This window comes from Streptomyces sp. AM 2-1-1 (genome assembly GCF_029167645.1).
GTDB lineage: Bacteria > Actinomycetota > Actinomycetes > Streptomycetales > Streptomycetaceae > Streptomyces.
The window spans coordinates 5,414,311-5,427,485 of sequence record NZ_CP119147.1; the positions used below are offsets into that span (position 1 = coordinate 5,414,311).

Here is a 13,175-nt window from a genome sequence, read left to right on the forward strand (position 1 = left end):
GTGGGTTCAGCCGCGCACCGGCAGCCCGGCCAGCAGCTCGGTGACGATCGCCGAGCCCCGCAGGGTCAGCACCGACTCCGGGTGGAACTGCACCGAGGCGAACCCCTCGCCCCGCAGCGCGTGCAGCTCACCGGTGGTCTCCTCCCGGCTCACCTCGATGCCGCGCGCCTCCAGTCCGGCGGCGGCGGCCCCGTCGCACCGCGCCGCGAAGCTGTTGTAGAACCCCACGGTCTCCGGCCGTCCGAAGAGCTCGATCCGGGTCTGCGCCCCCTGGTGGGGCACCGCCTTGCGCACCACGTCCAGGCCCAGTTCGGCCGCGATCAGCTCGTGGCCCAGGCACACCCCGAGCAGCCCGTCCCGGTGGTCGCGCACCAGCTCCGCCGTGACCGAGCGCAGCAGCACCATCCTGGGATCGGACGGATCGCCCGGGTTGCCCGGCCCGGGGCCCAGCACCACCGGCCCCCGGTGCGCCCGGACGGTCTCCCGCAGCGCCGGCGCGTCGAACCGGAGGACCGACACGTCGAGCCCCGAGGCGCGCAGCAGATGGGCCAGCATCGAGGTGAAGGTGTCCTCGCCGTCCACCACCAGCGCGTGGCCCGCCGTCGCCGCCGTCCGCTCCTGCATCCGCAGCCAGAACGGCGCCAGCCCGCCGCGCCGGTCGTCGAGCGCGGAGCGCACCCGCGGATCGGCGGCCAGCCGCTGCCCGGTCACCTCCCGCGGCCCGCGGCCCGGGCGCACCCCGAGGGCCGCCAGCACCCCGGCCGCCTTGGCATGGGTCTCGGCGACCTCGCCGTCCGGATCGGAGTGGCGTACGAGGGTGGCCCCCACGCCCACGGCGAGCCCGCCGCCGGCCGCGATGTCGGCCGTGCGGATCAGGATCGGCGAGTCGAGGCTCTGGGCACCGTTCGCGTCCCGGCGCAGCAGGGCCAGCGCACCGCTGTAGTAGCCGCGCCCGGCGGCCTCGTACCGACGGATCACCCGGCAGGCGTTCTGTACCGGGGAACCGGTGACGGTCGCCGCGAACATGGTCTCCTTCAGCACCTCCCGCACGTCGAGCGTCGACTTCCCGCGCAGTTCGTACTCGGTGTGCGCGAGGTGGGCCATCTCCTTGAGCCGGGGACCGACCACCACCCCGCCCATGTCGCCGACCGTGCACATCATCTTCAGCTCCTCGTCGACCACCATGGAGAGTTCCTCGGTCTCCTTGCGGTCGCCCAGGAAGTCCATCAGGCCCTCGACGGTCGGCCCTCCGGCCGGGTAGCGGTACGTCCCGCTGATGGGGTTCATCACCACCGTGCCGCCGGACATCCGGACGTGGACCTCGGGACTCGCACCGACCAGGGTCCGGCCCCCGGCGCCGCCGGTGTGCACCACGAACGTCCAGTACGCGCCGCGCTCACCCGTCAGCAGGCCGCGGAAGAGCGCCAGCGCGTCCGCCCGCCCGTAGCCGGGAATCTCGCCCCGGAAGGTCCGCCGGATCACGAAGTTGGCGCCCTCGCCCTGCCCGATCTCGTCCTCGATCACCCGGCGGACGATCTCCGCGTACTCCCCGTCCGGCACGTCGAAGGCGCCCCCCGTCACCCGTACCTGGTGCGCGGGGAGCGCGGCGAGCACCTCGTCCAGCGGGAGTTCGTCCATCTCGTCGGCGACCAGGACCGCGAGCGGTGTCCCGTCGTCGGTCGCGTCGAAGCCGCGCTCGGCGATCTGCCGGTAGGGCACCAGGGCCAGCGAGGGCAGTTCGCCCACCGGCAGGTCCGCGAGGTGCGCCACCTCCCGGACCTCGCCGGTCAGCACCTCGACGGTGTCGTGGTCGTGGCCGGGCGTGCGGCGGCGCAGCAGGGCGAAGGGCGGGGCGTCGTCCCGGAGCAGACGCTGGACGAGACGCGTGGCGCGGTGCGGCATGAGGAGTTCCTTCCAAGGGGGGAGGAACGGCTCCGCGAACGCGGAAAAGGCCGCCCCTCGGGGCGGCCTTCGCGAGATGTTCAGCGCGAACTGTCAGCGGGCCGCCTACGAGCGGGCCACCACCAGTTCTTGGTCGTCAGCGTGAACATGAGGTGATCCTAGCGGCCCCGCGCCCGCCATGCGAGCACGCGTCTCAAGTGATGAGCGACTGGAGGAACGCGTCCCGTGACCCCGTAGGGTGGACGCCGTGACCGTGAACGCCAACACCTCCGTCGCCGGTGGCAACACCTGGCGAGACCTGCCCGCGGCGCAGCAGCCCGAGTACCCCGACTCCGAGGCGCTGCGCGATGTACTCGCGGACCTCACGTCGTATCCGCCGCTCGTCTTCGCGGGCGAGTGCGACCAGCTGCGCGCCCGGTTGGGAGCCGTCGCCAAGGGCGAGGCGTTCCTGCTGCAGGGGGGCGACTGCGCCGAGGCATTCGACGCGGTGTCCGCCGACCACATCCGGGCCAAGCTGAAGACGCTGCTCCAGATGAGCGCCGTCCTGACCTACGCGGCGGCCGTCCCGGTCGTCAAGGTGGGCCGCATCGCCGGGCAGTACTCCAAGCCGCGCTCCAAGCCGACCGAGACCCGCGACGGCGTGACCCTGCCGACCTACCGCGGCGACTCCGTCAACGGCTTCGAGTTCACCGAGGCCGCACGCATCCCGGACCCCGAGCGCCTGAAGCGGATGTACCACGCGTCCGCTTCCACGCTCAACCTCGTCCGCGCCTTCACCACCGGCGGTTACGCCGACCTGCGCCAGGTGCACGCGTGGAACCAGGACTTCGTGCGCTCCTCCCCCTCGGGGCAGCGCTACGAGGCGCTCGCCCGCGAGATCGACAACGCGATGAACTTCATGAAGGCCTGCGGCACCGACCCGGCCGAGTTCAAGGCGGTCGAGTTCTACTCCTCGCACGAGGCGCTGCTGCTGGACTACGAGACGGCGCTGACCCGCACCGACTCGCGCACCGGCGAGCTCTACAACACCTCCGGCCACATGGTCTGGGTCGGTGAGCGCACCCGCCAGATGGACGGTGCGCACATCGAGTTCGCCTCGAAGATCCGCAACCCGATCGGCATCAAGCTCGGCCCGACGACCTCCGTCGACGACGCGCTCGGCTACGTCGACCGCCTGGACCCCGAGCGCGAGCCCGGCCGGCTGACCTTCGTCGTCCGCATGGGCGCCGACAAGGTCCGCGACAAGCTGCCCGAGCTGGTCGAGAAGGTCACCGCTTCCGGCGCTGTCGTCGCCTGGGTCACCGACCCGATGCACGGCAACACCTTCGAGGCCGCCTCCGGCCACAAGACGCGCCGCTTCGACGACGTCCTGGACGAGGTCAAGGGCTTCTTCGAGGTGCACAAGGGCCTCGGCACCCACCCCGGCGGCATCCACGTCGAGCTCACGGGTGACGACGTCACCGAGTGCGTGGGCGGCGGCCACGAGATCCTCGTCGACGACCTGCACCAGCGCTACGAGACGGCCTGCGACCCCCGGCTCAACCGCAGCCAGTCGCTCGACCTCGCCTTCCTCGTCGCGGAGATGTACCGCGACCAGTAGGCCCGTGGGGCCCCGAGCCCGCGAAGAGCGCCCGTGGGGCACGGATCCATGTGATCCGTGCCCCACGCGCGTTCCGGGGCTTTTGCCCGCCGCACCCGGTGGGTAAGGTTAGGGTTGCCTCACCGCATCGGGCGGCTGAGTGCCCGTACTCCCCGGGAGGTGAACCGCGTGTACGTCTGCTCCTGCTTCGGCGTCACCGAACAGCAGGTGAGGCAGCATGCGGCGGCGGGCGCCTGCACCCCCCGGCAGATCGCCTCCGCCAGCAAGGCCGGTACCGACTGCGGTGGCTGCGTGCGCCGTATCCAGGCCCTGCTGGGCCGGGGCGAGTGCCCGCGCCGCGAACTGCTGGAGCGCCGCGCCGACCCCCTCGCCGCCCCGGCGACCCCGCCCGGGACCGCGCTTCCCGAAGCCGCCTGACCGGACCGCGCTTCCCGAAGCCGCCTGACCGGTCCGCCCGACGGGCGCCGCCCGACGCGGCGGCTCCGCCCGGCGGCTCGCGGGGATCAGCCCTCCGGCTGCTCGATCTGCTGGGCGATGTAGAGCGGCTCCCCGAGCTTCTCCACCAGCTCCAGCTGCGTGTCGAGGTAGTCGATGTGGTGCTCCTCGTCCTCGAGGATCGACTCGAAGATGTTGGCCGAGGTGATGTCCCCCTTGGCCCGCATGACCTCGATGCCGCGCTTGAGGCGGTCGATGGCCTCCACCTCCACCTGGCGGTCGGCCTGGAACATCTCCGTCACCGTCTGGCCGACCCGCACGTGGAAGAGGCGCTGGTAGTTCGGGAGGCCGTCGAGGAAGAGGATCCGGTCGGTCAGGATCTCCGCGTGCTTCATCTCGTCGAACGACTCGGCACGGGTGTACTTCGCGAGCTTCGTCCAGCCGAAGTTGTCCTGCATCTTCGCGTGCAGGAAGTACTGGTTGATGGCAGTCAGTTCGGCGGTCAGCTGCTCGTTCAGGAACTCGATGACCTCGGGGTCGCCCTGCATCGCAGAGGCTCCTTCCAACCGGTGTACCGGACAGTTGCGCGCATCCTCGCACCGCACCCCGCGGCCGTCCAGTAAGTACATGCTTAGTGCGAGTTGTCACCTCCTCCCGTGCCTGGTCACCACCACCCCTGCCTGTCTGTCACCATGGAGGCATGGGTCAGCCGGAGAGCGAGGGGTACCGCGCAGCGGGGCAGTCCGAGCTTCCGCCGGGCCAGCGGCTCCAACGCGGCTGGCCGGTGACCCACTACGGCCCGGTGCCCAAGTTCCGGCCCGAGCGCTGGGAATTCCGGGTCTTCGGAGCCACCGCCGACGGCGGGAAGCACTGCTGGAACCACCAGGAGTTCTCGGCGCTGCCGTTCTCCTCGGTCGTCGCCGACCTGCACTGCGTCACCAAGTTCAGCATGCTGGGCGCCGAGTGGGGCGGGGTGCCCGCGGAGGTCGTCCTCGGCCTCGCACCGCCCGCCGACGACGTCACCCACGTGATGGTGTGGGCCGAGTACGGCTTCTCCTCCAACCTCCGGCTCGCCGACTTCGCCTCCGCGCGCACCCTCTTCGCCACCCACAAGGACGGCGAACTGCTCACCGCGGAGCACGGCTTCCCGCTGCGCCTGGTCGTCCCGCACCTGTACGCCTGGAAGGGCCCGAAGTGGGTCCGCGGCATCGAGTACATGACGGCGGACCGCCGCGGCTTCTGGGAGGAGCGCGGCTACCACAACATCGGCGACCCGTGGAGCGAGCAGCGCTACTCGTACCAGGAGGAGCCCGGGGACGGCCCCGAGCTCTGAGGGCTCAGCGCCCCGCGGAGTCCCGCAGCTCCTTCAGACGGGCCACGTCCGCAGTGTTCCCCTCCTTGCCGCCCGGCGTCTCGACGACCAGCGGCACCCCGGCGGTCGCCGGGTGGGTGAAGAGCTCCCGGAACGGCTCCGCCCCGATGTGACCCGAACCGATCCTCTCGTGCCGGTCCTTGTGGGCGCCGACCACGTCCTTGGAGTCGTTGGCGTGGATCAGCTTGAGCCGCCCCTCGCCGACCGTCTCCACCAGCAGGTCCAGCGTCCGGCGCATCCCACCGGGCACGGCCAGGTCGTGGCCCGCCGCGTGGATGTGGCAGGTGTCCAGGCAGACGCCCAGCTTCGGGTGGGAGTCCAGCGCCTCGAAGTACGGTCCGAAGTCCCAGGTCCGCGAGCAGAGCGAGGACCCCTGACCGGCGGTGGACTCCAGCAGCAGATCGGGATCGTCGTCGTGGGTCAGCTCGTCCAGCAGCGGCAGCAGGTGCGCGCGGACCTGCGCCAGCGCCACCTCGCGGGGCCGGCCGCCGGTCGCCGAACCCGTGTGGACCACGACGCCCCGCGCGCCCGTCGCCCGCGCCCGGCGCAGCGAGTGCCGCAGGGAGTCCACGGACTTCTCCACGGTCGCCCCGGTGTGCGAGCCGAAATTGATCAGGTACGGGGCGTGCACGTACACCGGCATCCGCCGGGCCTCGCACTTCTCGCGGAAGAGCGCGTCCTGGTCGGGCTTCCCGGCGGGGGTGGCCCAGCCGCGCGGGTTCGCGACGAAGATCTGGACGGTCTCGGCCGCCAGCTCGTCGGCGTGGCCGAGACCGGACTTGACGAGGCCGCCGGCCACCGGGACGTGTGCGCCCACCGGATTGCGCACGCTCAGAGTCCCTTGGTCCGGATGGTGACGGTCGATCCCTCGGCCGCCGTGCCGCCGCCGTCGACCGACTGGCTCGCGACCGTGTCGCTGAAGGAGAGGAACGGCCGGTCGACCCGGACCTCGAACCCGGCGTCCTCCAGGAGTTCCCGGGCCTCGTCCACGTCCCTGCCGGTGACGTCGGGGACCTCGACCATCGGGGGGCCCTTGGAGACGGTGAGCCGGACGGTGTCCCCCTCGGCCGCCTCCGCGCCCGCGTCCGGCGCCTGCCGGTCGACGTCGCCGGCCACCTGGGACGACTCGACCCGGCCGGGCTCCACCTCGGCCTTGAGCCCTTCCTCCTCCAGGGCGGCGGTGGCGTCCTCGACGGAGAGCCCGGAGACGTCCGGCACCTCGACCGGGGCGCCCTTGCTCACCACCAGAGCCACGGCCGAGTCCGGGTGGCGTCCGGTGCCCGCCTCGGGGTCGGTACGGACCACCTCGCCGCGCCCCACCTCGTCACTGAACTCGCGGGTCACCATGCCCGGTGCCAGCCCGGCCTCCTTCAGCGCCTTGCGGGCGTCGGCCAGGGAGATCCCCGCCACGTCGGGGACGTCCACGGTCTCCGGCCCGCGCGAGACGACGAGCTTCACCGCGTCGTTGCCCCGGACCCGGTCGCCGGGCGCGGGGTCGCTGCTGATCACCGAACCCCGGTCGACGGTGTCGCTGTAGGCCTTGTCGACGCTCTCCACGTCGAGCCCGGCGTCGCCGAGCCGCTTCTCGGCGTTCGCCTGGGTCTGGCCCAGGAGAGCGGGCACCTCGGTGAACTGCCCGGAGTTGATGTACCAGACGCCGCCGCCCACCAGCAGCACCAGCACCAGCGCGGTCACCACGGCGTAGAGCCCGCGACGCGGCGCTCCGCCGGGGCGTCCCGCCCGCGCGGAGCGCCGGGGCCGCGCGGTCGCGACCGAGGCGGTCGCGGTCGCGGGCATCTCCAGCCGGCTGGTGCGGTGGGTGGTGCCCCGGTCCTCCGGCACCGCGCGCGGCAGCACGCTCGTACGGTTCTCGGCCCCGGCGCTCACCGGGGCGAGCGCCTGCGGAGGCACCGCGTCCAGGTCCGCGTCGCCGAGGACGGCCCGGGCTTCGAGGGTCTGGGCGAGCAGCACCACCGCGTCCTGCGCGCGGGCCTCCGCGTCGCGCGCGGTGGCGCCCGCGACCAGCGCGTCCAGCGCCGGGGACAGCCCGGGGACCGCGGCGGACGGCGGGGGGACGTCCTGGTTGAGGTGCCGGTAGATGATCTGGGCGGCGTTCTCGCCGGTGTGCGGCTTGGCGCCGGTCAGCATCTCGTACAGGACCACACCGCAGGCGTACACGTCGGAGCGGGTGTCCGCCGTGCCGTGCTCGATCTGCTCGGGGGCGAGGTAGGAGACCGTGCCCAGCAGGGAGCCGGTGGTGTCCGTGGAGGTGCCGACCGCGCGGACCAGCCCGAAGTCGGCGACCTTGACCCAGCCGTCGTCCCCGATCAGGACGTTCTCCGGCTTCATGTCGCGGTGCACGAAGCCGGCCCGGTGCGCGGCGCCCAGCGCGGCCAGCACCGGCTCCAGGATGTCGAGCGCGGCACGTGGCTGGAGGGCTCCGCGGTCCCGGAGCACGTCCCGGAGGGTGCAGCCGGCGACGTACTCCATGGCGAGGTAGACCCAGGCGCCCTCGGCGCCCTGGTCGTAGACGGACACCACGTTGGGGTGCGCGAGCCGTGCCACCGACTTGGCCTCGCGGATGAAGCGCTCCACGAAGGAGGCGTCGGCCGCGAGCGCCGGGTGCATCACCTTGAGGGCGAGCACCCGGTCGAGACGGGTGTCCACGGCCCGGTAGACCGTGGCCATCCCGCCCACGGCGATGCGCGCCTCGACGCGGTAGCGGCCGTCGAGCAGCCGTCCGATCAGCGGGTCCTGGAGGGTCGTGTCCACCCGACGAGTCTACGAGCCGCCGCCGGCGCCCCGGGCGCCCCGGAGCGGGCCCGGGGCCGTATCGCAGCTGAGCCGTGACAACGAGGGACCGGGCAGGGGCCGCAGCCGGGGCTCAGAACGCCGGGCGCTCCGGGTCCAGGGCCGCGCGGCCCTCCACCGGGGAGGACGCCTCGGCGAAGTGCCGGCGGGGGATGCGGCCCGCGCGGCGGGCGAGACGGCCGCCGTCCACCGCGTGCCGCATCGCGGACGCCATCAGCTCCGGCTCCTGCGCCCGGGTCACCGCCGAGGCGAGCATCACGGCCGCGCACCCCAGCTCCATCGCCAGCGCCGCGTCCGAGGCGGTGCCCGCCCCGGCGTCCAGGATCACCGGGACACCGGCCCGCTCCACGATCAGCTCGAAGTTGTGCGGGTTGCGGATGCCGAGGCCGGAGCCGATGGGGGAGCCGAGCGGCATCACGGCCGCGCACCCCACGTCCTCCAGCCTCCGCGCCAGCACCGGGTCGTCGCTGGTGTACGGGAGCACGGTGAACCCGTCGTCGACCAGGATCTCCGCCGCGTCCAGCAGCTCGACCGGGTCCGGCAGCAGGGTCCGCTCGTCCGCCACCACCTCCAGCTTCACCCAGTCGGTACCGAGCGCCTCCCGGGCCAGCCGGGCGGTCAGCACCGCCTCGCCGGCGGTGAAGCACCCGGCCGTGTTGGGCAGTACCAGGATCGAGAGGCGCTCCAGGACGGAGAGGACCGAACCCCGCACGGTCGGGTCCAGCCTCCGCATCGCGACGGTGGTCAGCTCGGTGCCGGAGGCGACGAGCGCCCGCTCGAGCACGTCCAGGCTGGGGGCGCCGCCGGTGCCCATGATCAGCCGCGAGGAGAAGTCACGGCCGCCCAGCGAGAAGAGGTCGTCGGACACGGTCAGCCTCCCTGCACCGCGGTGAGGACCTCGATCCGGTCGCCCCCGGCGAGAGGGGTGGTGTCCCACGCCGAACGGGGCACCACGCTCTCGTTGACGGCGGCGGCGACCCCGGAGGGCGCCCGGGTGAGGGACGCCACCAGGGTGGACAGGGAGGTGCCGGCGGGGATCCGGCGGGGATCGCCGTTCACCTGGACGCTCACGTCGGCCGGGTCGGTCATGCGTACTGCTCCTCGCGCACGGGGACGGTGGGGGCGGTGAAACGGCTCGGCGCGAACGGGCGGGCCCACTCGGGCAGTTCGCCGGTGGTCAGGGCGTGCGCCATCGCGTCGCCGGTGACGGGGGTGAGCAGCACCCCGTTGCGGTGGTGGCCGGTCGCGACGAGCAGCCCCGGCAGCGTGGTCGGGCCGAGGACCGGGGCGTTGTCGGGGGTGGCGGGACGGAGTCCGGCCAGGGTCTCGGTGAGCGGCAGTTCGGTGATGCCCGGCACCAGCTCGTGGGCGTCGCGCAGCAGTTCGTACACCCCGCCCGCCGTGACGGTGGTGTCCCAGCCCATCTCCTCGCTGGTCGCGCCGACGACCAGCTCACCGTTCTCGCGCGGTACGAGGTAGAGGTCCTGGCCGCGCACCACGGCGCGCACGGTCCGGCTGAGGAAAGGGGCGAACGCCCGCGGCACGGTCAGTCGCACCACCTGGCCCTTCACCGGGCGCACCGGCGGGGCGACCCCCTCCGGCACCCCCGCGAGCTTGCCGCTGAGGCTTCCGGCGGCCAGCACGACCTGTCCGGCGGAGACCGCCGTACCGTCCGCGAGCAGCGCCCCGGACGCCCGGCCGCGCGCGACCTCCAACCGCTCGCAGGGAGTGCGGTGGAAGACCACCCCGGCCCGTTCGCAGGCCGTCAGCAGCGCGGTCGCCAGCCGCCGCGGGTCGACCTGGTGGTCGCCGTCGACCCGCAGCCCGCCCCGTACGCCCGGTGCCAGCATCGGTTCCAGCCGCCGGCACTCGCGCCCCGACAGCCACTGGGACGCGAGACCGGAACGCTCCTGGAGAGCGTGGAGTTCGCGCAGGTGCGCCCGGTCGTCGGAGTCCAGCGCCACCGCGAGCGTGCCGCAGGCGCGGAAGCCGATGTCCCGGCCGCTCGCCGCCTCCAGCTCGGCGGTGAACTCCGGGTAGCGGGCGGCGGAGGCGAGGTTGAGGCCGAGCAGCATCTGCTCGCCGTAGTGGAGTTCGGTGACGGCGGCGAGCATCCCGGCCGCCACCCGGGCGGCGCCGCCCCCGGGCCCGGGATCGGCGACGGCCGTCCGCAGCCCCGCCAGCGCCGCCCGCCAGGCGGTCACCAGGCCGATGATCCCGCCCCCGACGACGAGCACGTCGTACGAGGGCCCCCGGCGGTCCGCCGCAGCCGTGTTCCCGGCCTCCGTGTTCCCGCCCGCCGTGTTCCCGGCCTCCGTGGCGGACGGGTCTCCTGAAGCACGCATGGGTGTCCAGCCCCTCCCTTCGCCGGCATGACCCGGATCAGGTTCGTACGGTCGGAGGCCGCCGGCCTCCCTCTCAGCCCGGCGCGCCCGGGCTCCCGCGAGTGTCTTTGCGCAGCCACCCTAAACCCCCACAGTCCGCCGGGTACGAGGGAGCCGCCGGGGACCGCCGGCACACCCCGCGAACTGACGGAGCGTCAGGTGCTTAGGGTGGGTACGTGAGCGAAGAGAACGAGCAGCGGACCCCGGCGCACGGCGTCGTCATCGTCGGAGCGGGCATGGCGGGCGTGCGGACCGCGGTGGCGCTGCGGGACGAGGCGTACACCGGTCCCCTCACCCTGATCGGCGCGGAGCCGCACCAGCCCTACGACCGGCCGCCGCTCTCCAAGGCCGTCCTGCTCGGCACCGCCGAACACTCCGCCTTCGGCATCGACTTCGAGGCGCTCGACGTGACGCTGCGCCTCGGACTCCCCGTCACCGGTCTGCGCCCCGCCGACCGGGAGGTGGACACCGGGGCCGGCCCGGTGCCCTACGACGTCCTGGTCGTCGCCACCGGCGCCGAACCCCTCACCCTCCCCGGCTCCCGGGGCGTCCCCGGCGTCCACCTGCTGCGCACCCTGGACGACGCCGCACGGCTGCGGCCCGTCCTCGCTCGGCAGCACGACGTCGTCGTGGTCGGCGCGGGGTGGATCGGCGCCGAGTTCGCGACCGCCGCCCGCGCCGCCGGCTGCGCGGTCACCGTCGTGGAGGCGGCCGACCGCCCGCTCGCCGGGGCGCTGCCCGCCGAGGTGACCGCCCCGATGGCCCGCTGGTACGCGGGCAGTGGCGCCACCCTTCTCACCGGCGCCCGGGTCGCCCGCGTCGAACCCGGCACCGTGGTCCTCACCGACGGCCGCCGTCTCCCGGCCGGCGCGGTGGTCGTCGGGATCGGAGCCCGCCCCGCCACCGGCTGGCTGGACGGCTCAGGCATCGCGCTGGGCCCGGACGGGTCGGTCACCGCCGACGCCAGGCTGCGCACCTCGGCGCCCGGGGTGTACGCGGTCGGGGACTGCGCCTCCTACCCCTCCGCGCGCTACGGCGCCCGCCTCCTGGTCCACCACTGGGACAACGCCCTCCAGGGCCCGCGCACGGTCGCGGCGGACATCACCGCGGCCGGCGGGACCGGCGCCGCGGAGCCGTACGACCCGGTGCCGTACTTCTGGTCCGAGCAGTTCGGGCGCTTCGTCCAGTACGCCGGGCACCACGCGGCGGCCGACACCCTGCTGTGGCGCGGTGACCCCGCCGACGACGCCTGGACCGTGCTGTGGCTGCGCGGCGGCGCGCTCGTCGCCCTGCTGGCGGTCGGCCGTCCGCGCGATCTCACCCAGGGCCGCAAGCTCGTCGAGTCCGGCCGGGTCCTCGACCCCCTACGCGCCGCCGATCCCGCCGTCCCCCTGAAGTCAGCCGTCCGCTGAACCCCGCGCCGGGCCGCACGCGCCCGGCCGGGTCGCGCCGGACCCCGGCGCGACCTGCGGGGACGCCGGTGCGGTGTGGTCCGCGCGGTCGGCCCGGCTTCCGGCTTCCGGTCCCAGATGGCACGCTTGTCCTCGTGACCCAGATTGACGCAAAGATCGATGCTCTCGTCCCCGCCTGGCTCCACCTCCCCGACATCGCGGAACTCCTCGACATCGAGGTGACGCGTGTGCGGCAGCTGGTCAAGGAGGGCCAGCTGATCGCCGTGCGCCGCGGTGAGAACCGGACGCTCCAGGTGCCCGCCGCCTTCATCGACGGTGACAAGGTGGTCAAGGGCCTCGCGGGGACCCTGACGCTCCTGAGGGACGACGGCTACTCCGACGAAGAGATGCTGGAGTGGCTCTTCACCCCCGACCCGAGCCTGCCCGGTACCCCCGCGCAGGCCCTGAGCGAGAATCGCGGGACGGAGGTGAAGCGCCGCGCCCAGGCGCTCGCCGTCTGACCGAGACGACCGCACACGCGGGTACGGGCCGTGCCGAGCACGGCCCGTACCCGCATCGACCCCCGGGGGGACCCATGTCAACGCCGCGCGGCCTGCTCGCCGACGCTCGTCTCTACCTGTGCACGGACGCCCGCAAGCGGCAGGGCGACCTCCCCGCGTTCCTCGACGCCGTGCTCGGCTCCGGGGTGGACATCGTCCAGCTGCGGGACAAGGGGATGGAGGCCGCCGAGGAGCTGGAGCACCTCCAGGTGTTCGCGGAGGCCTGCGCCCGCCACGGCAAGCTCCTCGCCGTCAACGACCGCGCCGACATCGCCCACGCCGCCGGCGCCGACGTGCTCCACCTCGGCCAGGGCGACCTGCCCGTCCCCGCCGCCCGCGCGATCCTCGGAGGGGCCCCGCTGGTCGGGCGCTCCACGCACGCCGAGTCCGAAGTGGACGCCGCCGTCACGCAGCCCGGAGTCGACTACTTCTGCACCGGCCCCTGCTGGCCCACCCCGACCAAGCCCGGCCGGCACGCCCCCGGCCTCGGGCTGGTCCGGTACGCCGCCTCCCTGGACCAGCCGCGCCCGTGGTTCGCCATCGGCGGCATCGACGCCGGCAACCTCGACGAGGTGCTGGACGCCGGCGCCCGTCGCGTCGTGGTGGTCCGGGCGATCACCGAGGCCGACGATCCCGCCCGGGCCGCCGCGTCGCTCGCCGGGCGCGTCCGGGAGCGCTGACCCGGAGCCGGCCCGCCCCGCCGGGCACCCCCGGGCGGAG

The 13,175-nt window shown here is 73.8% G+C and carries 13 protein-coding genes and 1 riboswitch; of the genes, 6 read left to right on the forward strand and 7 right to left on the reverse strand.

Annotated features, from left to right (window positions below; translation table 11 throughout):
- Nucleotides 1–6 precede the first annotated feature (6 nt).
- Nucleotides 7–1,902: an anthranilate synthase family protein gene (locus PZB77_RS23650; protein ID WP_275494629.1), complete on the reverse strand. Its 1,896-nt coding sequence runs from the start codon at nt 1,900–1,902 to the stop codon at nt 7–9.
- A gap of 253 nt (nt 1,903–2,155) precedes the next feature.
- Here PZB77_RS23650 and PZB77_RS23655 point away from each other — a divergent pair, with 253 nt between their 5' ends.
- Complete coding sequence (locus PZB77_RS23655) at nt 2,156–3,502, forward strand: 3-deoxy-7-phosphoheptulonate synthase class II (protein WP_275496186.1); 1,347 nt, start codon at nt 2,156–2,158, stop codon at nt 3,500–3,502.
- A 168-nt stretch (nt 3,503–3,670) separates the two neighbouring features.
- Nucleotides 3,671–3,919, forward strand: coding sequence for a (2Fe-2S)-binding protein (locus PZB77_RS23660; RefSeq protein ID WP_275496187.1), 249 nt, complete (start codon nt 3,671–3,673; stop codon nt 3,917–3,919).
- An 86-nt stretch (nt 3,920–4,005) separates the two neighbouring features.
- On the opposite strand, the gene bfr is transcribed toward PZB77_RS23660, so the two are convergent.
- Nucleotides 4,006–4,485, reverse strand: coding sequence for a bacterioferritin (gene bfr, locus PZB77_RS23665; RefSeq protein ID WP_275494630.1), 480 nt, complete (start codon nt 4,483–4,485; stop codon nt 4,006–4,008).
- A gap of 152 nt (nt 4,486–4,637) precedes the next feature.
- Between bfr and PZB77_RS23670 the strand changes: the two genes are divergently transcribed.
- Entirely contained in the window at nt 4,638–5,270 is a 633-nt protein-coding gene (locus PZB77_RS23670; protein ID WP_275494631.1) for a sulfite oxidase-like oxidoreductase, read from the forward strand.
- Nucleotides 5,271–5,274: 4 nt separating this feature from the next.
- On the opposite strand, the gene PZB77_RS23675 is transcribed toward PZB77_RS23670, so the two are convergent.
- The 5 genes from PZB77_RS23675 to thiO all read right to left on the reverse strand — a co-directional run bounded on the left by PZB77_RS23675 (nt 5,275) and on the right by thiO (nt 10,465).
- On the reverse strand, nt 5,275–6,138 hold the full coding sequence (locus PZB77_RS23675) for a deoxyribonuclease IV (RefSeq protein ID WP_275494632.1): 864 nt from the start codon (nt 6,136–6,138) through the stop codon (nt 5,275–5,277).
- Nucleotides 6,139–6,140: 2 nt separating this feature from the next.
- Entirely contained in the window at nt 6,141–8,081 is a 1,941-nt protein-coding gene (gene pknB / locus PZB77_RS23680) for a Stk1 family PASTA domain-containing Ser/Thr kinase (protein ID WP_275494633.1), read from the reverse strand.
- Nucleotides 8,082–8,193: 112 nt separating this feature from the next.
- Entirely contained in the window at nt 8,194–8,988 is a 795-nt protein-coding gene (locus PZB77_RS23685; RefSeq protein WP_275494634.1) for a thiazole synthase, read from the reverse strand.
- A 2-nt stretch (nt 8,989–8,990) separates the two neighbouring features.
- Nucleotides 8,991–9,209, reverse strand: coding sequence for a sulfur carrier protein ThiS (gene thiS, locus PZB77_RS23690; RefSeq protein WP_275494635.1), 219 nt, complete (start codon nt 9,207–9,209; stop codon nt 8,991–8,993).
- A complete protein-coding gene (thiO, locus tag PZB77_RS23695; protein ID WP_275494636.1) occupies nt 9,206–10,465 on the reverse strand; it encodes a glycine oxidase ThiO in 1,260 nt (419 codons plus the stop codon). Before thiO ends, thiS begins: the two co-directional genes overlap by 4 nt.
- Nucleotides 10,463–10,574: riboswitch (TPP riboswitch) on the reverse strand. (Overlaps the previous gene by 3 nt.)
- Before the next feature lie 166 nt (nt 10,575–10,740).
- Between thiO and PZB77_RS23700 the strand changes: the two genes are divergently transcribed.
- The 3 genes from PZB77_RS23700 to thiE all read left to right on the forward strand — a co-directional run bounded on the left by PZB77_RS23700 (nt 10,741) and on the right by thiE (nt 13,135).
- Nucleotides 10,741–11,916 carry an FAD-dependent oxidoreductase gene (locus tag PZB77_RS23700; RefSeq protein ID WP_275496188.1) on the forward strand — a complete coding sequence of 392 codons (1,176 nt, stop codon included), beginning with the start codon at nt 10,741–10,743 and terminating at the stop codon, nt 11,914–11,916.
- Nucleotides 11,917–12,050: 134 nt separating this feature from the next.
- Nucleotides 12,051–12,416 (forward strand): Rv2175c family DNA-binding protein, encoded by a 366-nt coding sequence (locus PZB77_RS23705; RefSeq protein ID WP_275494637.1) that lies wholly within the window; start codon nt 12,051–12,053, stop codon nt 12,414–12,416.
- A gap of 74 nt (nt 12,417–12,490) precedes the next feature.
- The gene (gene thiE, locus PZB77_RS23710; RefSeq protein WP_275494638.1) at nt 12,491–13,135 is read left to right on the forward strand and encodes a thiamine phosphate synthase; all 645 of its coding nucleotides are present in this window, start codon (nt 12,491–12,493) and stop codon (nt 13,133–13,135) included.
- Nucleotides 13,136–13,175 lie beyond the last annotated feature (40 nt).